Origin of the sequence: Hymenobacter sp. BT559 (genome assembly GCF_017571525.1) — a bacterium.
GTDB classification, from domain to species: domain Bacteria; phylum Bacteroidota; class Bacteroidia; order Cytophagales; family Hymenobacteraceae; genus Hymenobacter; species Hymenobacter ginsengisoli.
On record NZ_JAGETY010000007.1, the window covers coordinates 56,373 to 81,109 of the forward strand.

Genomic DNA, 24,737 nt, shown 5'->3' on the forward strand with positions numbered 1-24,737 from the left:
CTTCTGGGGCTTGCCTTGTTACTGCTATCCTCCTACCGGGGCCGCCTGGCCCCGCTTATTCTCCATGAAAGAGTATAAACTGCACGAACCCAAAAGCCTCGCCAACTTCAAGTTGGGTGAGTTTGACGAGCCCACGGCCCTCGATTACGAGGTAAAAATTCAAGTAAAAGCCGTGTCGCTCAATTACCGCGACTGGGCCCTGGCCAACGGCTGGTTTGGCTACCCCGGCGAAAAACTGCCCATGATTCCCTTCAGCGACGCCGCCGGCGTGGTGACCGAGGTGGGCAAGGGCGTAACCCGGTTTCAGCTCGGCGACCGTGTGGCTGTCAACTTCTTCCCCGACTGGGCCGATGGCGCCTTCACGGCCGCCAAGGTGCACCGCTCGCTGGGCGGCAGCACCGATGGCGTGCTGGCCGAGTACGTGGCCTTCCCCGAAAGCGCCGTAGTGAAAGTGCCCGACTCCTTCTCGTTTGAGGAAGCCGCGGCGTTTCCCTGCGCGGGCGTCACGGCCTGGCACTCCTTGGTAGAGCAGGCGCAGCTGCGCCCCGGCGATACGGTGCTGCTGCAAGGCACGGGCGGCGTATCCATCTTCGGCCTCCAAATCGCCAAGCTCTTTGGAGCCCAGGTCATTATTACGTCGGGTTCGGATGAGAAGCTAGCCCAGGCCAAAGCGCTCGGAGCCGACCACCTTATCAACTACAAAACCACCCCCAACTGGGAGGATAAGGTGCGCGAGCTGACCCAGGGCGAAGGCGCCCTCTACATCCTGGAGGTGGCCGGCCAGCTAGCCCGCTCGCTGCGCGCCCTCAAGGCCGGTGGCACCGTGTTTCAGATTGGCCAGGTATCGCCCAGCGACGAGGCGCCCAACCTGCGCATGGTGCCGCTGCTCACGCAGCGCCTGCAAGGCATCTACGTGGGCAGCACCCAAATGCTAGCCGACTTGCTCAAAGCCTTCGACACCAATCAGGTAAAGCCGGTTATCAGCGAAGTGTTTGACTTCGATAAAGTGCCCGATGCCCTGGCCCACATGGGCAGCGGCGCGCACTTCGGTAAGATTGTGGTGCGTGTGGGCTAGCCCTGCTTCGCTACTAAAAAAGGCCGGCTGCTCCGTGAAGGGGCGGCCGGCCTTTTTTAGTGAAAGGGGATTTCTAATTCCTAGTCGCAATGCTACGCTCTGCAGGGCGACCGGAATAGCTTAGCTCAATTGTAAGGTAGCCAGCTGCTTATTGATGAAATCAATTTCCTCGAAGCTCAGCTGCACGTCCATGGCCTTGGCGTTTTGCGCGGCTTGCTCGGGGTTGCGAGCGCCCACCAGCGCCACCGTGATGCCGGGCTGCGCCAGCGTCCAGCGCAGCACGAGCTGGCCGAGGGTGGCGTTTTTGGTCTCGGCTAGGGGCCGGATTTTCTGCAGGAACTCGTTGACTTTCGTCACTGCCTCGGGCTTGAACAGGCGGTTGGTGCTGCGCAGGTCGCTAGCATCGAAATGCTGGCCGGGCTTGATTTTGCCGGTGAGCAAACCGAGCTGCAAAGGGCTGTAAACCAGAATGCCTTGGTTATGCTGCTGGGCATACGGCACCACGTCTTTCTCAATGTCGCGGCGCAACATGCTGTAGGGCACCTGGTTGCTGGCTAGGGTCAGTGTCTTCCCGGCTTCTTCCATCTGGGCCACCGAGTAGTTGCTCACGCCCGCGGCGCGCACTTTGCCCTGCTCAATGAGGCGCTGCACTGCCTCCATCGTTTCATTGATGGGCGTGGTCACGTCTGGCCAGTGCTGCTGGTAGAGGTCGATGTAGTCGGTGCCCAGGCGCTTGAGGCTGTCCTCGCACTCTTTGATGATGCTGTCGCGGCTAGCGTACTTGTACACGTCCACGTCCTGGCCGTCGTTGTTCTTGGTCTTCATGGCGAAATAGCCCTTGGCCTCGTCCCAACGCATGCCAAATTTGGTCAGCACCTGTACTTTGTCGCGCGGCAGGCTCTTAATGGCCTCGCCCACAATCTGTTCGCTCAGGCCCATGCCGTAGATGGGCGCCGTGTCGATGCTCGTCACGCCGTGCTCGTAGGCCGCGTGAATGGCGCCCACGGCATCGTTTTGCTCGGTGCCGCCCCACATCCAGCCGCCGGCTGCCCAGCTGCCAAACGTGATGCGCGAAACGCTGACGTCGGACGAGCCTAATTTCTGATATTCCATAAGTTAAGAAAGCGGTTGCTTGAAAATCCGTCTTGCTTAACCTTGCCAGCGGGGTTAAGGTTACGGCCCAGCTAGCCCCGGCGGGCCGAACGCAGCGGGCCGCAGCAGTGTTGAGGAAGTGGAAACCAAACATTTCGCCGCCCTCGCGGCTTCGTGCGGTTCCAATTGTTATCTAGCCTTGTATTCCTATGAAAGTTGAAATCTGGTCCGACGTGGTGTGCCCGTTCTGCTACGTCGGCAAGCGCAAGTTTGAGAAAGCCCTGGGCGAGTTTGCCCACCAGGGCGACGTACAAATCGAGTGGAAGAGCTTTCAGCTCACCCCCGACTTCGTGCCCACGCCCGGCGAGAACATCCACGCCTCGCTAGCCAAGAAAAAAGGCGTGCCCGAAGCCGAAGGCCGCCGCATGAACGACTACATGACTCAAGTAGCCAAGGAGGTAGGCCTTGACTATCAGTTCGACAAAGCCATTCCGGCCAATACCTTTCTGGCCCACCAGCTCATCCACTTCGGTGCCCACCAGGGCAGGCAGGACGCCATGAAAGAGCGCCTCTTCGCCGCCTACTACCTCGAAGGCCAGGACCTGAACTCGCTCGATACGCTGGCTAACTTAGCCGCCGAAATTGGTCTCGACGCCACCGCTGCCCGCCAGGCGCTGGAGGCGGGCACCTACGCCAACGAAGTGCGCCGCGACGAGTACGAAGCCCAGCAAATTGGCGTGCGCGGCGTGCCCTTCTTCGTGTTCGACGACAAATACGCCGTGTCGGGCGCTCAGCCCAGCGAGGTGTTTGCCGAAGTGCTCGACAAAGTGTGGGAGGAAAGCCACCCTACCAAAGCCCAGCCCACCATGCTAGCCGACGGTCCCGCCTGCGGCCCCGATGGCTGCGATTAAGCAGTTATTTTTCAAGTAGCTTCCGAAAAGCCCCGGTGCCCACGCGCCGGGGCTTTTTGCGGCAAAGGGGGCTAGCTGGGCCATTGCTTCATACTTTCGCTATCCGGCCCGGCGTAGGTTTAGGCGTGCGCGGGGCTAGCGCTGCTTTTGCTGATACCTATGATTGTTAAAAATTCAACCAACGCACGCACCATCAAGCGGTTGGGCGCGTGGCTGGTGCCACTGGCCGGTACTTTGTCGCTGATGGCGTTTCGCCTGCCGGCCGACGACAACCCTATCCGGGTCATCGCCGAGAAGCTGAGCGCCTACTACGCTCGCACGCTGCCCGAAAAAGCCTACCTGCACCTCGACCGCCCCGCCTACGGCACCGGCGAAACCATCTGGTTTAGCGCCTACGTGGTCGATGCCCTGCGCCACCGGCCCGATACCCTGAGCAAGGTGCTGCACGTCGACCTGCTCTCGCCCGAGCGCCGCGTGGTGGTGCGCCGCACCCTGCGCCTGGTGGGCGGCCGCGCTGCCGGCGATATTGAGCTGAACGACAGCCTGCTGGCTGGCACTTACCTGCTGCGCGCCTACACCAACTGGATGCTCAACGCCGGGCCCGACTACGTGTACCAGCGGCGGCTGCAAGTGTGGCCCGCCTCGCCCGACCAAACTCCGGCCGACCCCGGCATCGCTAGCCCCGCCACCAAGGCGGCTGTGAAGAGTACGGTGCTGCCCACCGGCAAGGTCGATGTGCAGTTCTTCCCCGAAGGTGGTACCCTAGTAGCGGGCCTGCCAGCCACAGTGGGCATAAAGGCGCAGGCGGCCAATGGGCGTAGCGCCGTGGTGAGCGGCCAGGTGCTCGACGAGAAAAACCAGCCCGTGGTGGCGGTGTTTGCCACGCCCCACGCGGGCATGGGCCGGCTCAGCTTTACGCCCGCCGCCGGCCAGCGCTACCACGCCCGCGTGAAGCTGCCCGACGGCACCAGCGCCGACTATCCGCTGCCCGCCGTGCAGCCCACCGGCTACAGCCTGCACGTGGCCGATACTGGCGACAGCTATACTGTGGAGGCCCGCTACAAGGGCACGCCCGGCGCCCCGGTGCCCGGCCCGGTCATGCTGCTCACCGAGGTGCGTGGCTTTCTCATCGGGCTGGTGCCGCGCCCCATCACCGACGATGGCGCGCCCGCTACCTGGAAAGTAGCTAAGTCGCGCTACCCCAATGGCATTCTGCACCTTACGCTATTTGATGCGCAAAGCACGCCGCAGGCCGAGCGGCTAGCCTTTATCCTGAACGGGGCGCCCGCCCTGAACGTGGTGCTTACGCCCGACCGCGCTGCCTACGCACCCCACGACCCGGTGCACGTGAAAGTGCAGGTGCAGGATGCCACCGGCCAGCCCGTGGCTACGCACCTTTCCGTGACCGTAGCCGAAGCAGGCGCCGCCGCCCTCGACCCTGAGGCCGGCAACGTGGCTACCAACCTGCTACTGACGTCAGACCTGGCTGGCTACGTTGAAAACCCCGGCTATTACTTCCAGAATAAGACTCCCGAAACCACCCAGGCCCTCGACAACCTGCTGCTCACCCAGGGCTGGCGCCGCTACGTGTGGAAGCAGGTGCTAGGCCCCACCCCGCCACCCATCACGTACCCAGCCGAGCGCGACCTGGCGCTCTCGGGCCGGGTCACGGGCATGGGGCAGCAGGGCATCGCCAACAGCCAGCTCACGTTTATCCAGAATAAGCCCACCCGTAGTATCCTCACCGCTACTACCGGGCCCGATGGACGCTTTAACTTCACCGGTTTTCCGGGCCGCGACACGGCTGTGATAACGCTGCAGGCCCGGCGCCAAACGGGCGGCACCAACGTTATGATTCGGCCCGATATGGGGCCGCCCACCTTTGGTGCCCCCTTACCGCCGCTGCCCCCCCTAGCCGCCGCGCCGCCCGGCGTGGCCGACTACCTGCGCCGCAGCCGCCAGCAGCAGGTGCAGGAGCGCCAAAACCACCCCGGCGACTACGTGGCCCGCACCGTGCAGCTCGGCAACGTGGCCGTGACCGGCAAAAAAGTATTGGTGCCGCGTGATGATACGCGACGTCTCTACGGCGCGGTGGCCAACACGGTCATTGACTTCGCTAACGATATGTCGGCGCAGTCGGGCCTGAGCATCTTTCAGGTGTTGCAGGGCCGGGTGGCGGGCCTCACCGTGTCGGGCACGCCGCCCAACATGAGCGTGCAGATACGCGGCGCCGGCTCGCCCATCTTCATTCTGGATGGCATGAAGGTCGATGACGATGCCATCAGCAGCATTCCGGCTAATCAGGTGGAAAGCGTGGAGGTGTTCAAAGGGCCTGAAGCCGCCATTTTTGGCGCCGGCTCCAATGGTGGCGTCATTGCGGTATACACCAAGCGCGGCGACAAAAACTACAAGGGCGCCGACAAAGGACCTAGCCCCGGCATCTTGGTGGTGCGGCTGCCTGGCTACTACCAGGCCAAGGAGTTTTACCAGCCCCGCTACGGCGCACCCGTGCTCAATGCTCCGGCTTCTGACTCGCGCCGCCTGACGCTCTACTGGGACCCCGAGTTCAGCACCGACATCAAGGGCCAGGGCGAGTTTCTGTTCTACACCGCCGATGGCGGCGGCAACTTCCAGATTGCCACCGAAGGCGTGAGTCTGGCCGGCGACCCTAGCCAGGGCAAAGCCACCATCTACGTAGCGCCCAAATCGCGCTAGCCTGCACCCCAAAAAATAGCCCTCAGTAGTACGTACTACTGAGGGCTATTTTTTGGGTACCTAGTCTATCAGGCTTTTAAGCCAAAATCATTTCGGCGGCGCCTAGCTCCACGAGCAAGCGCTGGGCCATGCCCACATTCTTAATACCGTCGATAGTGATTTGCAGCTTGTCTTTCTGGTCCTTCATGCGGGCCGTGCGGGGGTGCGTCTGTACAAAATTTAGAATCTGCCCAAACTGCTCGCCCTGAAAATACGCTTCGTGCCCGGCGCCGGCCGGCACGTAGGCGCGCAGCGTTTCGCGCTTCAAAGTCAGCTTGTCGAAGCCCAGGCGGCTAGCCTGCCAGCGCAGCTTCACAATATCCACGAGCTGCTGCACCTGCTCGGGCAGCGGCCCGAAGCGGTCGGTCATGCTAGCCACGAGCTTGGAAAGCTCCTCGGGCTTCTGGGCCCGGTCGAGCTTGGCGTAGAGCTGCAGGCGCTCCGACACGTTGTTGACGTAGGTGTCGGGGATGAGCACCGGCAGGTCGGTTTCAATCTGGGTTTCCCGGGGGCCGCTGTTGAGGGCACCGGCCGCCACTTGCAGGCGCTGCTGGCTGGTGCCGGCCGTGCCTTCGCCCAGGAAAAGGTCGCGGAATTCCGTTTCCTTCAATTCCTGTACGGCCTCGTCGAGCACCTGGTGGTAGGCCTCGTAGCCGAGGTCGTTGATAAAGCCCGACTGCTCGCCCCCTAGCAAATTGCCCGCGCCCCGAATGTCGAGGTCGCGCATGGCCACGTTGAAGCCCGCGCCCAGGTCCGAAAACTCCTCCAAGGTATTGAGGCGCTTGCGGGCGTCGGCGGGCAGGTTGGCCACGGGCGGGGTCAGCAAGTAGCAATAGGCTTTGCGGTTCGAGCGGCCCACGCGGCCGCGCATCTGGTGCAAGTCGGAGAGGCCGGTTAGGTGCGCCCGGTTGATAATGATGGTGTTGGCATTCGGAATGTCGAGGCCACTCTCGATGATGTTGGTCGAAACCAACACGTCGAATTCACCTTCTACAAACTTCATCATGCGCTTTTCGAGCTCTTCGCCCTCCATCTGGCCGTGGGCTACGGTTACGCGGGCGTTGGGCACGAGGCGTACTATCATGGCCGCCATCTCCACGATGTCGGAGATGCGGTTGTGCACGAAAAATGCCTGCCCGCCGCGCTTCAGCTCGCGCGCAATGGCGTCGCGTACAATGGTTTCGTCGAATACGTGAAGCTCGGTTTGCACCGGCTGGCGGTTGGGTGGTGGCGTGGCAATCACGCTCAGGTCGCGGGCGCCCATCAGCGAGAAGTGCAGCGTGCGCGGTATGGGCGTGGCCGAGAGCGTGAGCGTATCCACGTTCACCTTTATTTCCTTGAGCTTGTCCTTGGTTTTGACGCCGAATTTCTGTTCTTCGTCAATAATCAGCAGGCCCAGGTCCTTGAACTGCAGCTTCTTGTTGGTCAGCGCGTGCGTGCCAATGAGAATATCCGTCTTGCCAGCCGACACGCGCTCCATCGTTTCCTTCACCTGCTTCGGCGTCTTGAAACGGTTGATGTACTCCACCGTCACCGGCAGGTTGGCTAGGCGGTCGCGGAAGGTCTTGTAGTGCTGCATCGCCAGAATGGTCGTGGGCACGAGTACCGCCACCTGCTTGCCGCCCGCCGCCGCCTTAAACGCCGCCCGAATGGCTACTTCGGTCTTGCCAAAGCCCACGTCGCCGCACACGAGCCGGTCCATGGGGTGGGGTTGCTGCATGTCCTGCTTCACGTCCTCGGTGGCCTTGGCCTGGTCAGGCGTGTCCTCGTAGATAAAGCTCGACTCCAGCTCGGCCTGCAAAAAGTCGTCTTTCGGAAACGCGAAGCCCGGCGCGCTCTTGCGCTTGGCATACAGCCGGATAAGGTCGGCCGCAATGTCCTTGACCTTCTTTTTGACCGACTTCTTTTTATTCTCCCACTCCGGCGACCCTAGCTTACTCATGGTGGGCGGCGTGCCCTCGGCGCCGCTGTACTTCGCGATTTTATGCAGCGCGTGAATGCTCACCGTCAGCACGTCGTCGTCGCGGTACACCAGACGAATGGCCTCCTGAATGTGGCCGTTGATATCAACCTGCGTGAGGCCGGCAAAGCGGGCAATGCCGTAGTCCTGGTGCGTTACGTAGTCGCCGGGCTGTAGCGTCTTCAGTTCGCGCAGCGTCAGGGCTTTTTTCTTGGAAAACTTCTTCGTTTCCTGCGCTCGGTAGTAGCGCTCAAACAACTGATGGTCAGTATACACTGCTAGCCCTAGCTGTTCGTCCACGTAGCCTTCGCGCAGGGCAATGAGCAGGTGCTGAAACTGCACATTGGGGTCGAGCTCGTCGAAAATCGTGCGGAGCCGGTCGGCTTGGCGCACCGAGTCGGCCGCGATAACGGTCGTGAAATCGCGCACCTTGTTCTCCCGAATGTTCTTCAGCAGGCGCTCAAAATCCTTATTGAAGCTGGGCTGCGGCTTGGCCGTGAATTGAAACTCCTGCGAGTTCTTGAAATAAAAGCGCTTACCGAACTCCACGATGGCAAATTCATCCAAGCACTTCTTCAGGCTCTTGCCCTGCTCAAACAAGTCGCTGGGCTTCGACACGATTTGCATGCCGCTAGCCTCGTCGAGTACCTTCTTGAAGTTGGCCTCGGCCTTGTCAAACAGCTCGGTTACCACATCCAGCGTCTGGCGCACGTCTTTCATCCACAGGCAGCTGGTGCGCGGCAAAAACTCCAGAAACGACTCGCGCCGCTCCTGCAAGAGCTTGGTTTGCACGTTCGGGATAATGCTCACCGAGGTGCGCGGCTCTACCGAAAGCTGCGTCTCGGGGTTGAACGTGCGAATGCTCTCAATCTCATCGCCAAACAGCTCCAGGCGGTAGGGCAGCTCATTTGCATAGCTAAACACGTCCACGATGCCGCCGCGCACCGCATACTGGCCGGCCTCGTACACAAAATCCGATTTCTCGAAGTCGTACTGGCCTAGCAGCTCGCCCAAGAAATTGACATCCAGCTTGTCGCCCACTTTAGCCGAAAACGTATTCTGCACCAGGCTTTGGCGGTTGATTACTTTCTCGCTCAGCGCCTCGGGATAGGTCACGATGAGCGGGGCCGCGCCCAGCGCCGCTACGCTAGCCTGCCGGCTGGCATTGAGCTGGTTAAGTACCTCCGCGCGCATCAGTACGTTGGCGTTTTCGGTCTCATCAAACTCGTAAGGTCGCTTGTAGGAGCTCGGAAACAGCAGCGCCTCGGGCCCCTCGGGCAGCAGGTGGCGCAGGTCAGCCATAAAGAGGGCGGCCTCGTCCTTATCGTGTAGCACAAATACGTTGGGGTGCGCATGGTGCGCGCTCGCGGCAGCCACTACAGCATCTTGCGAGCCTACCAGGCCGCGCAGCTGTACGCGCAGCTCGCCGCCGCGGGCCGCGTCGTCGGCCGGGCGCTCCGCATCGGCAGGTTTGTAGGCTGCCAGCAGGCGGGCGCTCAGGGTCTGAAGCTCGGCATCGAGGCGATAAAGGCGAAGAAAGTCAGCTACTTGCACAGAATTTGGCTTAGTGGGCTAAAAGCAGGCAGCCCGGCCGGGCAAAATTCCGGTCGGGCTAGGCGCTCAGACAATACTACGGCTAGCCCCCGAAAGTTTCCGGTGTAACTTCGGCCAAGAATTTTAGTAGATTTATAATATGAATCCGCGTGACCTGCCCGAAGTGGTGTCGGAGCTAATTATTGAGATGCACGAGGTGCGCTCGGAGCTAAAGGCTATCAACGGGCGACTCGACCGCCTAGAGAGCCGCATGGAAGGTGTTGAATCTGAAATAAAACTGCTGCGTATAGAGCTTCGCCACGAGCTTAAAGAGAACAGCCGCAGTATAGTAGAAGGCATTACGCGCGGTTTTGAGCCCTTCCTCAATCGCCTGCTGGAGCACGACGACCAGCTGCGCAACCACGCCGGCCGGCTCCGTAATCTCGAAAATCCTCAGCCCGAGAAATAGTTGCGCGGTTCTGCACACCTGGCCATTGGCCTCATTACGGGCGTAGCCGTGGCTAGCCTCGTCAAGGGTATTCCCTTTTCGCCGGCCGGCATTGCCCTAGCGGGCTTCTCGGCCCTGGCCCCCGACCTCGACCATCCCGAGAGCAAGCTCAGCCACCGGCTGGGCTTCACGCATGGCTACGTGCGCTGGGCGTTTGGCGCGGCCGCGCTGGGCCTGGCGGCTTATGCGTATTTCCAGCTTAAGCCTGGCCCCGACCAGCGCCTGAGCTACACCGCGGCCTTGGCCTTTGGCCTGCTGGGTGTGGCGTTGCAAGGCGGCTCGGCCCGCAAGCTGGCATTGCTGTTTACGGGCCTAGCCACGGTGCTGGCGGGGCTGTATGCGCAGTTTCTGTGGCTGAGCTTGCTGGGTACGTTTATCGCGCTAGCCCCCTTCACAGCGCACCGCAGCTGGACGCATACCATCTGGGCCACGGCGCTCTGGACCTACATCGGCTACCTGGCCGACCACTCGCTGGGCTGGCGCGGCATAGCGCAGTATGCGGGGGCCGGCTACGCCTCGCACCTGCTGGCCGATACCCTCACCAAATCGGGGGTGCGCTGGCTGCTGCCGCTCACCGATTTCAGCTTCAAAATACCGGTACTCAGCACGGGCTCCAAAACTGGGAATGTCCTAGAAGCGGCCATCTGCCTGGGCTACGGACTACTGGTGCTGGGGCTGGCTATCGGGCGGATAGGGTTTTAAAATGAATTACTTGTGTATGTACCGGTCGTGTCTTAGCTTCGCAGTTGAGCGAGTGGCACGGCGGCGGTAAAAGTATCCAAGTGTATAGTTTAACAGCATGGCCCACTTAGGTCTGTGCACCCCGTCATTCGCTTATTTTTAATGTGTTAGCCCGCAGCGCCGTTAGCCGGCGGGCTTTATTCCGACTGCTACCCAATTCACAAATTTTTACCCACACCAACGTTCAGTATTTTATGAACCAGATGAATAGTCCGCTCATCCGGGTCGGCGTTTTCTACGACGGCAATTATTTTCTTAAGATTAGTGATTATTACTATTTCCAGCACGAGCGCAAAGCCCGCATTAGCCTCGAAGGCCTGCACGAGTTTATCCGCCACCAGGTAGCCGAAGAAGAAGACGTAGACGTGCGCTTGGCGCAGATTACGACCTCCCACTTTTTCCGGGGCCGCCTTTCGGCCACCGAAGCCCGCGATAAGGACCGCTTGTTCCATGACCGCCTGCTCGACGATATTCTGATGAACCTGGGCGTGTGCACGCACTACATGCCCCTCAAAACCCGCGACGGTCGCCTGCAAGAGAAAGGTATCGACGTGTGGCTCAGCCTCGAAGCCCTCGAAATGGCGCTGCACAAAACCCTCGACGTGGTGGTGCTCATCGCGGGCGACTCGGACTACGTGCCGCTTATCCGCAAGCTCAACACGGTGGGTACCCGCGTGATGCTCCTCAACTGGGACTTTAAATACGAAGACTTTAAGGGCGAAACCCGCGTGACGCGCGCCTCGCAGCACCTGCTCGAGCAGGCTACCTACCCGGTGGCCATGCACGCCGTTATCGACCGCGGCCTGCAGGAGCAGGACGAGGTAGTGGAAAACATGTTTGTGACGCAGAGCGAGCCCGCCGCGTTTGCCACCATGCCCGCCCCGACCGCTACCAACGGCCATGCTACGAATGGCCAGAGCTATGCCCCCGCCGCCGCTAGCCCCGCTACTGCAGCAAGCCGCGCGGCCGTGCGCCCCACTGGCCCCACGGCCGCGGGTCCGGTTGGCACGGTCGGCATCAGCACCATTAAGAACCTGAAAAACGGCTTTGGCTTCGTAGTGATGCCGCCTAACAACTTGTTTTTCAGCTACGCCGACTTGTCGGAGGGTGACTTCAACGACCTGCGCGAAGGCGATTGGGTAGAATTTACGGTGGGCCGCAACCACCGCGACGAAGACTGCGCCCGTAACGTGCGCAAAGTAGCTGCCCCCGCCATGACCGGCGACGAAGAGGGCGACTACGAGCCCAGCACCGTAGCCCACTCGATGGGCGCTGTGCTGTAAGCAGCCCTGGGAAATTAGGCTGAAAAGCCCCGCTGCTACCCGGCAGCGGGGCTTTTTTGTGCCCAGGCTAGAGTTGCTTTTTGGCCACCGGGTAACGGTTGAAGGTGCCCAGGCCCTGGGCCACGGCGGGGTCGTCGGCATCGTCGGCCTGGCGGTAGATGGTGCCGCTGGCCACGATAATGGACTTGCCGGTGTGCTCTACTTTGGCCACTGCGCGTAGCTCATCGCCGAGGTGCACGGGCCGCAGAAAATTGATTTTGAACTCGACCGTCGATACTAAATCGCCGCCCGTGAAGGCTAGCGTGAGGGCGGCCGCACCCAGCACGGCATCCATGAGGCCAGCCAGCACGCCGCCATGCGCCGTGCCCGGCGACGACAAGTGCGCTTCCTGAATAACCATGCGGTACTCGGCCAGCCCGGGCTCGGGCACCGTGAGTGTCATACCATTGGCCTGGCCGTAGCGATTGATGCGATTGTAGTGGGCCACTAGGGCGGGCCAGTCGGTGAGAGGCGAAGACATGAAGGACGGAGTTGCGTAAAGGCCAGCGGCAGTCTGCTAGCTTGGTGGGGCGGCGAAGATGCAAGCCAAACACGCTTCCGGCCAATCCGTACCTTTACTGCCCTAGCTGGGGCCGGCCCACGGCCCATTTTTTAGTAACCATCGCCTTCCCATGCCATCCTTCGACATCGTCAGCAAAGTAGACCCGCAAACGCTGGAAAACGCCATCAACACCGCCAAGAAAGAACTCGCCACGCGCTACGACCTGCGCGATACCAAGGGCGGCATTGAGCTCGATAAAAAAGCCAATACCATTCAGCTCAGCTCCGAAAACTCGATGCGCATCAAGGCGCTGGAAGATATTCTGCTCACGCGCATCGTGAAGCAGGGTATCGATGGCACGGCTCTCGACTTTACGGCTGAGGAGCAGGCTAGCGGTACGCTCGTGAAGAAAACCATTAAGGTGCGCGCCGGCGTGGACAAGGAGGCCGGCCGCAAAATCATTAAGACCATCAAGGACAGCAAAATCAAGGTAGAAGCCCAGATGCAGGACGACCAGATTCGCGTGTCGGCCAAGAAAATCGATGACTTGCAAGCTGTTATCGCGCTGCTGCGCCGCACCGATAATGGCCAGCCGCTGCAATTTGTCAATATGAAGTCGTAACTGATTAGTGCGTCTGGCATGGGGCTAGCCCCATGCCATTGGGCGCGGCTGCCGTACTTTTCACCCTGAATTCATTTCTTTACTTTTCACGAGCTTCTGCTTGTCACCATTCGCTGCCTTTTCGCCCGAGCACTTTGCGGCCTTTTCGCACGTGCAAACCTGGGTTAGCCTGCTTACCCTCACACTGATGGAAATCGTGCTGGGGATAGACAACATCATCTTTATCTCCATCACCGTCAATCGGCTAGCCCCTGGCGAGCAGGCACGGGGCCGCACCATCGGGTTGCTGCTGGCGCTGCTGTTTCGCATCGGGCTGCTGCTCAGCATCTCCTGGATTGTGAGCCTGCGCTCGGCGCTGTTTACGCTTAACATTCCGCCGCTGATTGAGAACTTCGGTGTGAGCGGGCGCGACCTTATCTTGATGACGGGCGGTTTATTCCTGATTTATAAGAGCACGACCGAAATTCATACCAAGCTGCAAGGCGAAGAGGAAGACGAAAATGCGCCCAAAACGCACGCCAAACTGGGGGCTATCATCTTGCAAATCATTGTTATCGATATCGTTTTCAGCTTCGACTCTATTCTGACGGCGGTGGGCCTGGTCGACAATGTGCTGGTGATGATAGCGGCCGTTATCTGCGCCATGGGCATTATGCTGGCCTTTAGCGGCGCAGTGGCCGACTTTGTGAATCGCAACCCCACCATCAAGATGCTGGCGCTGTCGTTCCTCATCATGATTGGCTTTATGCTGGTGATGGAAGCCGCGCACAAGGAGGTTGAGAAGGGCTACCTGTACTTCGCCATGGCCTTTTCGCTGGTGGTAGAGATGCTGAACATGCGCCTGCGCCGCAAAAGCAAAACCGGCCCGGTGCACCTGCGCGATTCGCCCAGCGACTAGCTAGCCCTCGTGATAGGACCCAACCAAATGCCGCCCGGTACCGGGCGGCGTTTGGTTTTTCAGGCGGCCGGCAGGTAAGTAAGCAATTCGGGCAGGCTACTCAGCACGCGCTGCTCGGCCAGGTCAAGCAGACGGCGCGTGAGCTCCCCCCGGTGCTGGCGGAAGAAGGCCAGCTCCGGGGCGGTAAACAGCCCCACGGCTAGCCCCGCCAGGGTGGCCCGCAGGCGGACGTTGCGGCCCAGCAGCTCGGTGAGCAGGCGGGTGGCCTCGGTGGGCTCGGCGGGGGCTAGCGGCAGGCGGTAATCGCGGGCAAAATCGGCCACGGTAGCCAGCAGCACCGGGTGCTGCAGCTTGAGCAGCGGCCGCAACACCTGCTGCTGAAAATCGGCCACCGTAGTAGGCGTCGGGATGGCGGCTGGCTGGCCGGCAATGGCCGGACGTAGGGCTAGCAGCGCCGCATCGGGGCGGGTAGAAGAGTCGGACATAAGCCAGCCTAGTACGCACACAAAAAAAGCCCGGCCGAAGCCGGGCTTTTTAGTAACTAGTTAGCCTTGACGGTTAGCCAGCCAGTATTGGCCCTAGTGCTGGATGGTCACCTTAGTCGTGAAGTTGCCTTCCGACGTCGTGACGCGCACTATGTAGAGGCCGGTGGCCAGGCCGCCGGTGTTCAGCTCTATGCCGGTTTGCTGCATCTGGGCGGTGGGCACGGTGGCCGAGAGCACCGTTTTACCCAGCAAATCGAGCACGACCACGCGCATGGGCGCCGTGCTGGCTAGCTGCGTGCGCACGGTGAGGCGGTCCTGGGCGGGGTTGGGGAAGGCTTCGAGGCTGCTGCTGACCGTCGCCCCGTTTTGGGTGGCTAGCGTCACCGACCGCACATTGGGGGGCAGGTCGAAGGCTTCTTTGATATTGGTGAGGCGGGGCGTGCCGTTTACACGGTCGCCCTGCTTGGCGCCGTAACCCATGCCGCGCCGGGCAAACACATTCCAGATAAGGTCGGCGTTGGCGGCGCGGTTGGTGAGAGTGTCGGCGCGCAGCAGCGCGTCGCGCCCATCCAGAAAGCCCGGGTTGCAGACTTGCAGCCGGCAGCCATCGAGCACAAGCTTTAGCATCTGGTTATTGCCGCCGGTGGTGCCAAACATGTCGGCATTGTAGCCATAGCGCCCGATAAACTGCCAGTTCAGGTCCCAGAGCGTTTCGGCCCACACTTCGCCCAGGGCGTGCGACTCGCTGTAGGTGGCGTTGCTGCCTACCCGGCCATAGGTCAAGGGGTTGACGCTGGTATTGATAGAGTAGGGGTAGGTGCGGAAGCCGGGTCCGGCCGCTGCCGTGCCCCCTAGCAAGTAGCTGCCCACGTAGCGCGGGGTGTTCCCCAGGCTGCCGGGCTGCGTCGTCATCCAGAGCCCGATAAAATCGCTCCAGCCTTCGCCCATCACCTGCGTGTAGAGCGTAGTGCCGTTCGAGGTGTAAGACTGAATCAGGCAGTTGGCGCTCGAAGGGCCCCCCGTCAGGCGGTTGGTTACCCCGTGCCCATACTCGTGGCTCACCACGGCATTATCGAAAGCGCCATCAAAGTCGGCGCCCGGTGTGGCCGAGGCCAAGGTCAGGCTGCCGCCACTTTGCAAAACGCTCCGCAGCTTAAACCCATCAACGCCAGTGATATAGATGGACGGAATGCGAATGCCGGCCGTGTCGGTGCTACCAATAGAAAGGTAGTTGGTGGAGGCAACCGAGTCAAACAGTATCACGCCCACAGCCCCGTTGGCCTGCGCCCGGCGTATTTTATCTGAAAAATTACTGTTGGTTTTAGGATTAAGCTGCAGCTGTGGGCAGCCGCCGCGCTGAATGAGGGCAATGCTGCCATTCACGGCGGCCGCGTTAGCAAAGGGCGTCGCGCAGGCGTGGTCGCCGCCATCGGCCGATACCCCGTCGTTTACCAGCACCAGGTTGCCGGCAAGGGGCTTCTTGGTGATGCTGGGGCCGTAGGCCACCGACACAAACCGGTAGGTGCCTGCCCCGGCGCTGGAGCCGGTGATAACCAGTTTATTACCGGCGATATTATCGAACAGGTACATCTGCATCGTGCCGCTGCTGCCATCTGGGGTGATGTAGAAGTTGGCATTGTCGCGGCCGCTGCCATCCTGGGCCTCGGCGCGCACGGGGTCGGTGCCAGCGCCGGCGCCAGTGGCATTTTTATACTGATAATTGCCCGATACTTCGTTGAAGCCGTGGGCCATCATCACGTCGTGCACCATATTATTCCAGTAGAATAAATTGGTGATGGACGCATTCAGGTTAGCGCGGGCCCCATCGGTTTGCACGAAGGGGAAGTCAAAATTCAGGGTTGAGCCGCCATCGGGCGAGCTGGTAGCCGATTTATAGTTGGTATCGCCCGGGCCAGTGACGGTGTTGCTGTTGTCGTCGTAGGCCGCCACGTTGTTGCCGCGGGTCAAGAACTTCCCGCTGGAGGCCAGCGAGTAGGAGTCCGGAAACGTGCCGGCGGGCGCCTGGCTCACCTGCCAGCCGTAGGGCGAGTACGTGGGGTTGGCGCTGGCCAGCGGCACCACCTGCCGGGTACCCGTGTTGGGCGACTCGACTGGCACGGGATATACCGTGAGGCTGCCCGCCGCGCTAGGGCTCAATACGCTGCGCACACCGGCGGGCGAGGCGGCCGGTGCGAAGGCCGCCAGCGGCTGCCGGTTTTGGTGCCGCAGCACGGCCTCGCTGAAGGTAGCTGCCTCGCTCACCACGTAGTCGTTGTGCTCGAGCAGGTGGCCGGTTTGGGCATCTACGCGGGCATTCCAGGCGTGCTGCCGGTTGAGCTGCGTAATGGTGACGTTCCAGGTCAGCACCAGCTTGTCATCCTGGCGCGTGTACACGAGGCGCACCGGAATATTCTCCTCCGAAATACCGCCGTTGTTGAACACCAGCCCGTCGGCCACGCGGGCCTCTACCAGCGTGCGCAGGCCCACCGGCCGGGGCAGGCCCAGGCCTACCGAAGCCGCCACCACGGCCTGCTCGGGCGTGAGGGCGGGGCTGGCGGCCGCGGCTTTGGCGGCCGCATTGGCCACAAAGTCTTGCGTGGCAAATACCACCTTGCCAGTCTTATCGGTATGCACCGCCCCGGTGGCGTTGAAAATCACGAGGCCGTTGACGCGCTGCTGCACGTAGATATGGGTGAGGCCCGTGCTGGCATCGGTGTAGCTGTTGGTGACGAGCACATCGGCTACATCGCTGGCTGCCAGGCCCTGAGCCCGGGCGCTGGCGGCAAAGGCCGTCAGGGCCGGGCTAGCCTGCTGAGCCATGGCCAGGCCGGGCAATGCCAGGGCGGCAGCCAGGGCGAGGGTGCGGTAGCCCAAGCGGGTAAAATATAACGCCATAAAAGATGGGGGAGAAATAGAAGAGTCGGTATCGAAAGGATTCAAAGATAACCACATCTGGCAAACGTTCTGCCCGCGTTTACTATAAAAAAACTCAGAATCGCAATAGGTTGCGCGTCCCTCTTTCGCGCCCGCCGCTAGGCCTGAAATACGCCCAGCTTGCTGAGCACATCCCACAGCACTACGCCGGCGGCCACGCTCACGTTCAGCGAGTGCTTGGTGCCGAGCTGCGGTATCTCTACAGCTGCCTCGCACAGCGCCAGCACCTCATCATCAACCCCAAATACTTCATTGCCCAGCACCAGGGCTAGCGGCCGGCCAGCCGCGGGCCGAAACTGCGGCAGCGGCACCGAGCCGGTGGTTTGCTCTACAGCTACGAGCTGGTAGCCAGCTGCTTGCAGCTGTTGCGCCGCTTCGAGGGTAGTGGCGGTGTGCGTCCAGGCCACCGATTCGGTGCTGCCCAGGGCGGTCTTGGTTATTTCGCGGTGCGGCGGCCGGCCCGTGACGCCGCATAGGTAAATGTGGGCTAGCGCGAAGGCATCGGCGGTGCGAAACACGGCACCCACGTTGTGGAGCGAGCGCACATTGTCGAGCACCAGCACCACTGGGCTTTTGGCAGTAGCTTTAAAATCGGCCACCGGCAGGCGGTTCAGCTCCTGCATCGTGAGTTTGCGCATGTAAATAGGGCGAACTTTGTCGTTCGCGGCGTTGGTTTGAAAAAGGCTTTACTAGCCGCGCTCGTTTCGTTTTTCTGCTATCCTACACGCGGCCCGCAAAGGTCGCGTCCCCGCCTTGTCTACCACGCCCGCTCCCGCCGCCAAGTCCAAGTTTGCCATCAAGCAGTTGGGGCCCGACCACATCAAGCCTGAGTCGGTGGCCGACACGCCGCTCATGCGCCAGTACTACCAGCTCAAGCAGCAGCACCCCGGCGCGCTGCTCTTGTTCCGAGTGGGCGACTTCTACGAAACCTTCGGCGAAGATGCTGTGACTTCAGCGCGCATTCTCGACATCACGCTCACCAAGCGCGGCGCCGGCACGGCCAGTGAAGTGGCCCTAGCGGGCTTTCCGCACCACGCCCTCGATACCTATCTGCCCAAGCTGGTGCGCGCCGGCCAGCGCGTGGCCATCTGCGACCAACTCGAAGACCCTAAGCAAGCTAAGGGTCTAGTAAAGAGAGGTATAACGGAGCTCGTGACGCCCGGCGTGAGCCTGCACGACAACACCCTGGAGCGCCGCCAAAACAACTACCTCGCCGCTGTGCATTTCGGCAAAACGGAGGGTGGCATCTCGTTTCTGGATATCAGTACCGGCGAGTTTCTGGTGGCCCAGGGCACCATCGACTACCTGGGCAAGCTGCTGCAAAACTTCCGGCCCGCCGAGGTGCTGTTTTGTAAGCGCAGCCGCGCCGACTTCGAGGGCAGTTTTGGCCCCGACTTCTGCACCTACGCGCTCGACGAGTGGGTATTTGGCCAGGATTACGCCCACGATACCCTCACGCGGCACTTCCGCACCACCTCGCTCAAGGGCTTTGGGGTCGATAACCTGAAAGAAGGCGTGATTGCCGCCGGCTGCATTCTGCACTACCTGGCCGAAACCAAGCACACCGATATTCAGCACGTAGCCTCGCTAGGCCGCCTCGAAGAGGATAAGTACGTGTGGCTCGACCGCTTTACGGTGCGCAACCTGGAGCTGGTGCAGGCCCAGCACCCCGGCGGCGTGCCGCTCATTGACATTCTCGACCAGACCCTGACGCCGATGGGCGCGCGCCTGCTGCGCAAGTGGGTAGTGCTGCCCCTCAAGGAAGTAAGCCAGATTCAGCGCCGCCTCGATACCGTGGCCGCCCTAGTAGCCGACCCTGAACTGCTGGAGGAAGTGCAAACCCACCTGCGCCCCATCAATGACCTGGAGCGCCTTATCTCCAAGGTGGCCGTGCGCCGCGTAAACCCGCGCGAGCTGCTGCAGCTGGCCAGGGCCCTCGAAAGCATTGCGCCGCTGCGCGAAAAGCTGGCCGCCTCGGGCGTGCGCGCCCTCGAAAAGCTGGCTGACCAGCTCAATCCCTGCGCCTCGCTACGCAAGGAAATTCAGAGTAAAATCAGGCCCGACGCGCCGCTGCTCACCAACCAGGGCCACGTCATCATGGATGGCATCGATGCGGAGCTGGATGAGCTGCGGGGGCTAGCCTTCTCGGGCAAGGACTTTTTGCTGAAAATGCAGCAGCGCGAGCAGGCTGCTACCGGCATATCGTCCTTAAAAGTGGCTTATAATAAGGTGTTTGGCTACTACCTCGAAGTCAGCAACGCGCACAAAAACAAGGTGCCCGCCGAGTGGATTCGCAAGCAAACCCTGGTGAACGCTGAGCGCTACGTAACCGAGGAGCTGAAGACCTACGAGGAGAAGATTCTCAACGCCGAGGAGCAGCTGTTCATCATTGAAAGCCGTATTTACCAGGAGGTTGTGTTGGCGGCGCTCGACTTCGTGAGCCAGGTGCAGCAGAACGCCCGCGCCATTGGCGTGCTCGACTGCCTGGCCTCATTTGCAGCCACGGCGCGGCAGTACCGCTACGCTAGGCCGGTGGTGAACGACGGCCCGATGCTCGACATCAAGGGCGGGCGCCACCCCGTGATTGAGCGCCAGCTGCCGCCCGGCGAAAGCTACATTCCCAACGACCTGTGCCTGAGCCAGGACGACCAGCAAATAGTGGTCATTACCGGCCCCAACATGGCCGGCAAGTCGGCGCTGCTGCGCCAGACCGCGCTTATCGTGCTGCTGGCCCAGATTGGCTCATTCGTGCCGGCCGAGGAAGCTACGGTGGGCATTATCGACAAGATTTTCACCCGGGTGGGGGCTAGCGATAACCTGAGCAAGGGCGAAAGCACCTTCATGGTGGAGATGACCGAAACCGCGTCCATCCTGAACAATCTCTCGAGCCGCAGCCTCGTGCTGATGGACGAAATCGGGCGCGGCACCAGCACCTACGACGGCATCAGCATTGCCTGGGCCATTGTGGAGCACCTGCACAACAACCCCAAGGCACGGGCCAAAACGCTGTTTGCCACCCACTACCACGAGCTCAACCAGCTGGCCGACGACTGCCCGCGGGTGCGCAACTACCACGTGGCCGTGCAGGAGGCCGACGGCCGGGTGTTGTTCCTGCGCAAGCTGCGGCCGGGCGGCTCCGAGCACAGCTTTGGCATCCATGTGGCGCGCATGGCCGGCATGCCGCCCGCCGTGGTGCTGCGCGCCAATGAGATAATGCACCACTTGGAGCAGGAGCGCACCCAAACCGGCCTAGCCGAAGCCGTGGACCCTAGCGCGCCTACCGAGTTTGACGAAGTGCTGGCCGGCCTCGATGAGCAGCCCAAAGCCAGCGCCCAGCCCAAGCCCCGCGCCACCACGGCCGTAGCCTCGGCGCCCAAGGTGCAGCTCAGCATGTTTGAGCCCAGCGACCCAGCCCTGGAGCGCCTGCGCGAACTGCTGCAAACTCTGGACATTAACACGCTCACGCCGATTGAGGCGCTGCTGAAACTGCAAGAGCTAAAGGGCGTAGTAGGGGCGTAACCTTCCGCACTAGTCGCTATGATTCAAGCTCCTGACAAATTGCCACTGCCGCCATCCTGGCGGCCGCTCACCACTGCCCGCGCCCAACTACTGCTAGCCGAGCTGCGTGCCGAGCTTAGGGCCGGGCATGTGCTGCACGGGGTGCCGGTGCACGCCGTGGCCGAGGCGGTAGCCGATGACGACGTGCTGTTTCGGCACTGCAACGACCCGGTGCGCTTCACAGTAGTGCACCTCACATACCGGGGCCAGCCTGAGCCCGACCCCCGCTCGCCGGCCGTGCGCGTCGATGGGTCGTGGCTGGAGTTTATGGCCGAGCAACGTCTTCAATGTTAGGGCCTGGGTATCGAACCAGCAGTTGAGCCGTACTGTTGTAAAGAATCCGGTGGAAGCACGTCTAACGTATAAACCCCACCACTCTTCATGACTCCCATGACCAAGCTTTTGTCGGCCGCTTCTGGCCTTGGCCTGCTGACCCTCGCGGCCTGCGGCGCGCAGCAGCCTGCCCAGGCGCAGGCCCAAACACCGGCCGCGCAGGTGGCCTCCACGGCCGGCTTCGCACCCAAAAACCTCGCCGGGCTAGCCCAGGCCACCTTCGCGGGCGGCTGCTTCTGGGCGCAGGAAGAAGCGTTTGAGGAAATAAAAGGCGTGAAGCAGGTGGTGAGCGGCTATGCCGGCGGCACGGTGCCCCACCCGAGCTACGAGCAGGTGGCCGGCCAACAAACCGGCCACACTGAAACGGTGAATATCTACTACGACCCCAAGGTGATTAGCTACCAGGAGCTGGCCAATATCTTCTTCACCGCTAGCCACGACCCCACGCAGCTCAACCGCCAGGGCCCCGACACCGGCCCTGAGTACCGTTCGGCCGTGTTTTACCGCACGCCCGAAGAAAAGAAAATCATCGAGGAAACTATTGCCAGGGTCAACGCCTCGAAGCAGTACGGCAGCAAAATCGTGACCCAGGTGGTGCCCTTTACGCAGTTTTGGGATGCCGAAGGCTATCACCAGGGCTACTTCCGGCTGAACCCCGACAACCCCTACATTACCAACGTATCGGCGCACAAAGTGGAGCACGTGCGCCAGCGGTTTCCGCAAGACCTGAAGGCTGCGCTGCCCGTCCTCTAGCCGGCTAGCCACCCAGCGCAAAGCCCCACGCCACCGATGTAGCAGCCGGTGGCGTGGGGCTTTGCGCTGGGCGACAAATTCTTACTTAGCGGCGGCCGGAGTAGGCATACCGGGGCTAGCCGCCCAGCGCCGGGCCTGCGCGGCTTCGGCAAAGTAGTGTGTTTCGAAGGGCATGTACTCCGTAGCGCGCTGCATAATGGTGGCGATGGCCATACGGTTGAGCGCATCCTGCGACTCGACAATGGCCAGGCGCTGCACGGCCAGCTTGGCAAATTCCGGAAACCATTCCTGGATTATCCAGTCTTGGTCGGCCGGCCGAATGGTGCGCAGCAACGTGTTGTTGGCCACCCAGCCGCGCACCCGGTACTGGCGCCCCAGGCGCAGCGCTTCCAGAAGTGACGAGCGCAATTGCTCGGAGTTGACGAAGTCGAGCCACTCGGTTTCGAGGGTAGCGCCGACTGGGTCGTGGTGTAGCTGTACAAAAGAAGTGCGGTAAATAATCGACATAGTATAGGATAAAACAGTGCCCGAAACCGGGCTAATAGCTACTTTCCCCAAAAATACGGGGCTAGCCGTGAAATCACCATGATGCGGCGAGCCCCTGGTGCCCTGAGTATCATTTCCTTTTCCCGCGCGCTTTCGCCTTTTGTAATGTTGGAATCCAAGCTGCCCGATGTCGGCGTCAGCATTTTTTCGCAAATGACTTTACTGGCCCAGCAAACGGGGGCCATTAACCTGGCCCAGGGCTTTCCCGACTACGACCCGCCGCTAGCCTTGCGCGAAGCGTTGGCCCGGCACGCGCTGGCCCGCGGTAGCCACCAGTATGCGCCCATGCCCGGCCTGCCACGCCTGCGCCAGGCCATCGCGGCGCAGGTGGGCCGCTTGCAGCCCGAGGCGCCCGCACCCGACCCCGACACGGAAATCACCCTCACGGCCGGGGCCACCGAGGCACTGTACAGCGTGCTGGCGGCCGTGGTGCGGCCCGGCGATGAGGTCATCATCCTGGAGCCGGCCTACGACCTGTATGGGCCGACCGTGCGCCTGCAGGGCGGCGTGCCGCGCTACGTGCGCCTGCCCACTACCGACTTTCGGCCCGACTGGGACGCCGTGCGCGCCGCCGTGACCGAGCGCACCCGCCTCATCATGGTCAACTCGCCGCATAACCCCAGCGGGGCCGTGTTTGGGGCGGAAGACTGGGACGCACTCGCTAGCCTCGTCGAAGACACCGGCCTGCTCGTGCTCTCCGATGAGGTGTATGAGCACCTGGTGTTTGATGGAGTAGCGCCGCTTAGCGCTCGCCAGCACCCGGCATTGCGGGCCCGCAGCTTCGTGGTATCGTCGTTTGGCAAAACCTACCACGCCACGGGCTGGAAGGTGGGCTACTGCCTGGCCCCGCCTGCCCTCACGGCCGAGCTGCGGCGAGTGCATCAGTTCGTGACCTTTGCCGTGAGCACGCCCACGCAGCATGCCCTAGCCGATGTGCTCGAAGCTGACCCTGGCGATGCCCACGCCCGCAGCCTGGCCAGCTTTTACCAGGCCAAACGCGACGAATTTGCTGGCTTGCTGGCCGGTGGAGGCTGGCAGCTGCGGCCGGTGCCCGGCGGCTATTTTCAGCTGGCGAGCTATGAGCAATTCTCAACGAAGGGCGACCTGGCCTTCGCCGAAGAATTGGCTCGCAGCTGGGGCGTGGCCGTGGTGCCGGTTTCTGCATTTTACCATGATGGCTTTGACGCTGGGCTGGTACGCTTTTGTTTTGCCAAAGAATCAGCCACTTTGAAAGCAGCTGCCCAGCGCCTGAACCGGCCGGCCGGCCGGGACGCTAGCTAGCGGGAAGCAGTCTTATTGTATTATTCTAGTTCGCCTGCCAGGCTTGGCTCCGCACGAGTCGGGTCTGGATATTTACCATTATAATGAATGATTTAACTGTATCTCTCGTCCAAACTACCCTACACTGGCACGACCCGGCGGCCAACCGCGCGGGCCTGGCCGCCTTGCTGGCCAATGTGCTGCCCGGCCCGGGCATCACCGACCTGATAGTGTTGCCCGAGATGTTCACCACCGGGTTTAGCATGGAAGCCGCCAGCCAGGCAGAGCCCTACCCGGGCCCCACCCTCGACTGGATGCGGCAGCAGGCGGCCCGCTACGATGCCGTGGTAACGGGCAGCGTGCTCACCCAGGATGGCGATGCCTACTACAACCGCCTGTTGTGGGTGCGCCCCGATGGCTCGCACACCACCTACGACAAGCGCCACCTGTTTCGGCTGGCCGGCGAGCACGAGGTGTATACGCCCGGCACCGGGCGCCTGCTCGAAGAGTGGCGCGGCTGGCGCATCCGGCCCCTCATCTGCTACGACCTGCGCTTTCCGGTATGGAGCCGCAACAGCTCGCGGGCGCCCTACGACCTGCTACTGTATGTGGCCAACTGGCCCCAGCCCCGCGCCGAAATCTGGCGCACGCTACTGCGCGCCAGGGCCATCGAAAACCTTGCTTACACGGTGGGTGTGAACCGCCTGGGTACTGACGGCGCCGCCCAGGAATACTCGGGCCAGTCGGCGTTGCTCGACATCCACGGCGAGTACCTGGCCCAGGCCGGCAACATGCAAACGGTACTCACGCACACGATTAAGGCTGCGCCGCTGCTCGAATTTCGAGAAAAAGCCCCCTTCTTGCTCGACGCCGACGACTTCGATTTAATAGGTGGCTAGCGCTGGTATGAAAGGCTAGCGTTGCTTGTGAGGCAGCCTTGAACCGGTCGG

At 61.6% G+C, this 24,737-nt stretch carries 20 protein-coding genes; 13 read left to right on the forward strand and 7 right to left on the reverse strand.

Annotated elements, in window-relative coordinates:
* The first annotated feature begins 64 nt into the window (after positions 1-64).
* A complete protein-coding gene (locus J4D99_RS11255; protein ID WP_208131814.1) occupies positions 65-1,075 on the forward strand; it encodes a zinc-dependent alcohol dehydrogenase family protein in 1,011 nt (336 codons plus the stop codon).
* 120 nt (positions 1,076-1,195) lie between these two features.
* On the opposite strand, the gene J4D99_RS11260 is transcribed toward J4D99_RS11255, so the two are convergent.
* Positions 1,196-2,188 (reverse strand): aldo/keto reductase, encoded by a 993-nt coding sequence (locus tag J4D99_RS11260; protein WP_208131815.1) that lies wholly within the window; start codon positions 2,186-2,188, stop codon positions 1,196-1,198.
* Positions 2,189-2,376: 188 nt separating this feature from the next.
* On the opposite strand from J4D99_RS11260, the gene J4D99_RS11265 reads away from it, so the two are divergent.
* Together J4D99_RS11265 and J4D99_RS11270 are read left to right on the forward strand one after the other, a co-directional pair.
* Positions 2,377-3,078 carry a DsbA family oxidoreductase gene (locus tag J4D99_RS11265; RefSeq protein ID WP_208131816.1) on the forward strand — a complete coding sequence of 234 codons (702 nt, stop codon included), beginning with the start codon at positions 2,377-2,379 and terminating at the stop codon, positions 3,076-3,078.
* A 159-nt stretch (positions 3,079-3,237) separates the two neighbouring features.
* Positions 3,238-5,793, forward strand: coding sequence for a TonB-dependent receptor (locus tag J4D99_RS11270; protein ID WP_208131817.1), 2,556 nt, complete (start codon positions 3,238-3,240; stop codon positions 5,791-5,793).
* A gap of 76 nt (positions 5,794-5,869) precedes the next feature.
* Here J4D99_RS11270 and mfd read toward each other — a convergent pair whose 3' ends face one another.
* Entirely contained in the window at positions 5,870-9,346 is a 3,477-nt protein-coding gene (gene mfd, locus J4D99_RS11275; protein ID WP_208131818.1) for a transcription-repair coupling factor, read from the reverse strand.
* 139 nt (positions 9,347-9,485) lie between these two features.
* Here mfd and J4D99_RS11280 point away from each other — a divergent pair, with 139 nt between their 5' ends.
* The 3 genes from J4D99_RS11280 to J4D99_RS11290 all read left to right on the forward strand — a co-directional run bounded on the left by J4D99_RS11280 (position 9,486) and on the right by J4D99_RS11290 (position 11,857).
* On the forward strand, positions 9,486-9,794 hold the full coding sequence (locus J4D99_RS11280; RefSeq protein WP_208131819.1) for a hypothetical protein: 309 nt from the start codon (positions 9,486-9,488) through the stop codon (positions 9,792-9,794).
* Positions 9,795-10,535, forward strand: a complete 741-nt coding sequence (locus J4D99_RS11285) for a metal-dependent hydrolase (protein ID WP_208131820.1) — start codon at positions 9,795-9,797, stop codon at positions 10,533-10,535.
* A gap of 233 nt (positions 10,536-10,768) precedes the next feature.
* A complete protein-coding gene (locus J4D99_RS11290) occupies positions 10,769-11,857 on the forward strand; it encodes an NYN domain-containing protein (RefSeq protein WP_208131821.1) in 1,089 nt (362 codons plus the stop codon).
* Between the two features lie 67 nt (positions 11,858-11,924).
* Here the strand turns inward: J4D99_RS11290 and J4D99_RS11295 are convergent, their stop codons facing one another.
* Positions 11,925-12,377, reverse strand: coding sequence for a PaaI family thioesterase (locus J4D99_RS11295; protein WP_208131822.1), 453 nt, complete (start codon positions 12,375-12,377; stop codon positions 11,925-11,927).
* A 151-nt stretch (positions 12,378-12,528) separates the two neighbouring features.
* Here J4D99_RS11295 and J4D99_RS11300 point away from each other — a divergent pair, with 151 nt between their 5' ends.
* On the forward strand, positions 12,529-13,020 hold the full coding sequence (locus J4D99_RS11300) for a YajQ family cyclic di-GMP-binding protein (protein WP_208131823.1): 492 nt from the start codon (positions 12,529-12,531) through the stop codon (positions 13,018-13,020).
* 100 nt (positions 13,021-13,120) lie between these two features.
* Entirely contained in the window at positions 13,121-13,918 is a 798-nt protein-coding gene (locus J4D99_RS11305; RefSeq protein ID WP_255555080.1) for a TerC family protein, read from the forward strand.
* 59 nt (positions 13,919-13,977) lie between these two features.
* Here the strand turns inward: J4D99_RS11305 and J4D99_RS11310 are convergent, their stop codons facing one another.
* From J4D99_RS11310 to J4D99_RS11320, 3 genes are all read right to left on the reverse strand, one after another.
* On the reverse strand, positions 13,978-14,403 hold the full coding sequence (locus tag J4D99_RS11310; protein WP_208131824.1) for a hypothetical protein: 426 nt from the start codon (positions 14,401-14,403) through the stop codon (positions 13,978-13,980).
* Between the two features lie 93 nt (positions 14,404-14,496).
* A complete protein-coding gene (locus tag J4D99_RS11315) occupies positions 14,497-17,298 on the reverse strand; it encodes a M36 family metallopeptidase (protein ID WP_208131825.1) in 2,802 nt (933 codons plus the stop codon).
* 137 nt (positions 17,299-17,435) lie between these two features.
* Entirely contained in the window at positions 17,436-17,975 is a 540-nt protein-coding gene (locus J4D99_RS11320) for an RNA methyltransferase (protein ID WP_208131826.1), read from the reverse strand.
* A gap of 214 nt (positions 17,976-18,189) precedes the next feature.
* Here J4D99_RS11320 and mutS point away from each other — a divergent pair, with 214 nt between their 5' ends.
* From mutS to msrA, 3 genes are all read left to right on the forward strand, one after another.
* Entirely contained in the window at positions 18,190-20,856 is a 2,667-nt protein-coding gene (gene mutS / locus J4D99_RS11325; RefSeq protein ID WP_208131988.1) for a DNA mismatch repair protein MutS, read from the forward strand.
* 18 nt (positions 20,857-20,874) lie between these two features.
* On the forward strand, positions 20,875-21,189 hold the full coding sequence (locus J4D99_RS11330) for a hypothetical protein (protein ID WP_208131827.1): 315 nt from the start codon (positions 20,875-20,877) through the stop codon (positions 21,187-21,189).
* Positions 21,190-21,285: 96 nt separating this feature from the next.
* Positions 21,286-21,981 carry a peptide-methionine (S)-S-oxide reductase MsrA gene (gene msrA / locus J4D99_RS11335; RefSeq protein ID WP_208131828.1) on the forward strand — a complete coding sequence of 232 codons (696 nt, stop codon included), beginning with the start codon at positions 21,286-21,288 and terminating at the stop codon, positions 21,979-21,981.
* Between the two features lie 81 nt (positions 21,982-22,062).
* Here the strand turns inward: msrA and J4D99_RS11340 are convergent, their stop codons facing one another.
* The gene (locus J4D99_RS11340; RefSeq protein WP_208131829.1) at positions 22,063-22,488 is read right to left on the reverse strand and encodes a hypothetical protein; all 426 of its coding nucleotides are present in this window, start codon (positions 22,486-22,488) and stop codon (positions 22,063-22,065) included.
* A 144-nt stretch (positions 22,489-22,632) separates the two neighbouring features.
* On the opposite strand from J4D99_RS11340, the gene J4D99_RS11345 reads away from it, so the two are divergent.
* Entirely contained in the window at positions 22,633-23,808 is a 1,176-nt protein-coding gene (locus tag J4D99_RS11345) for a methionine aminotransferase (RefSeq protein WP_208131830.1), read from the forward strand.
* 83 nt (positions 23,809-23,891) lie between these two features.
* The gene (locus J4D99_RS11350) at positions 23,892-24,686 is read left to right on the forward strand and encodes an amidohydrolase (protein WP_208131831.1); all 795 of its coding nucleotides are present in this window, start codon (positions 23,892-23,894) and stop codon (positions 24,684-24,686) included.
* Positions 24,687-24,737 lie beyond the last annotated feature (51 nt).

Bases quoted from the DNA above. Each gene is read 5' to 3' on its own strand.
- J4D99_RS11255 (WP_208131814.1), top strand. From the start codon at position 65: ATGAAAGAGTATAAACTGCACGAACCCAAAAGCCTCGCCAACTTCAAG.
- J4D99_RS11260 (WP_208131815.1), bottom strand. From the start codon at position 2,188: ATGGAATATCAGAAATTAGGCTCGTCCGACGTCAGCGTTTCGCGCATC.
- J4D99_RS11265 (WP_208131816.1), top strand. From the start codon at position 2,377: ATGAAAGTTGAAATCTGGTCCGACGTGGTGTGCCCGTTCTGCTACGTC.
- J4D99_RS11270 (WP_208131817.1), top strand. From the start codon at position 3,238: ATGATTGTTAAAAATTCAACCAACGCACGCACCATCAAGCGGTTGGGC.
- J4D99_RS11280 (WP_208131819.1), top strand. From the start codon at position 9,486: ATGAATCCGCGTGACCTGCCCGAAGTGGTGTCGGAGCTAATTATTGAG.
- J4D99_RS11290 (WP_208131821.1), top strand. From the start codon at position 10,769: ATGAACCAGATGAATAGTCCGCTCATCCGGGTCGGCGTTTTCTACGAC.
- J4D99_RS11295 (WP_208131822.1), bottom strand. From the start codon at position 12,377: ATGTCTTCGCCTCTCACCGACTGGCCCGCCCTAGTGGCCCACTACAAT.
- J4D99_RS11300 (WP_208131823.1), top strand. From the start codon at position 12,529: ATGCCATCCTTCGACATCGTCAGCAAAGTAGACCCGCAAACGCTGGAA.
- J4D99_RS11310 (WP_208131824.1), bottom strand. From the start codon at position 14,403: ATGTCCGACTCTTCTACCCGCCCCGATGCGGCGCTGCTAGCCCTACGT.
- J4D99_RS11315 (WP_208131825.1), bottom strand. From the start codon at position 17,298: ATGGCGTTATATTTTACCCGCTTGGGCTACCGCACCCTCGCCCTGGCT.
- J4D99_RS11320 (WP_208131826.1), bottom strand. From the start codon at position 17,975: ATGCGCAAACTCACGATGCAGGAGCTGAACCGCCTGCCGGTGGCCGAT.
- mutS (WP_208131988.1), top strand. From the start codon at position 18,190: ATGCGCCAGTACTACCAGCTCAAGCAGCAGCACCCCGGCGCGCTGCTC.
- J4D99_RS11330 (WP_208131827.1), top strand. From the start codon at position 20,875: ATGATTCAAGCTCCTGACAAATTGCCACTGCCGCCATCCTGGCGGCCG.
- msrA (WP_208131828.1), top strand. From the start codon at position 21,286: ATGACCAAGCTTTTGTCGGCCGCTTCTGGCCTTGGCCTGCTGACCCTC.
- J4D99_RS11340 (WP_208131829.1), bottom strand. From the start codon at position 22,488: ATGTCGATTATTTACCGCACTTCTTTTGTACAGCTACACCACGACCCA.
- J4D99_RS11345 (WP_208131830.1), top strand. From the start codon at position 22,633: ATGTTGGAATCCAAGCTGCCCGATGTCGGCGTCAGCATTTTTTCGCAA.
- J4D99_RS11350 (WP_208131831.1), top strand. From the start codon at position 23,892: ATGAATGATTTAACTGTATCTCTCGTCCAAACTACCCTACACTGGCAC.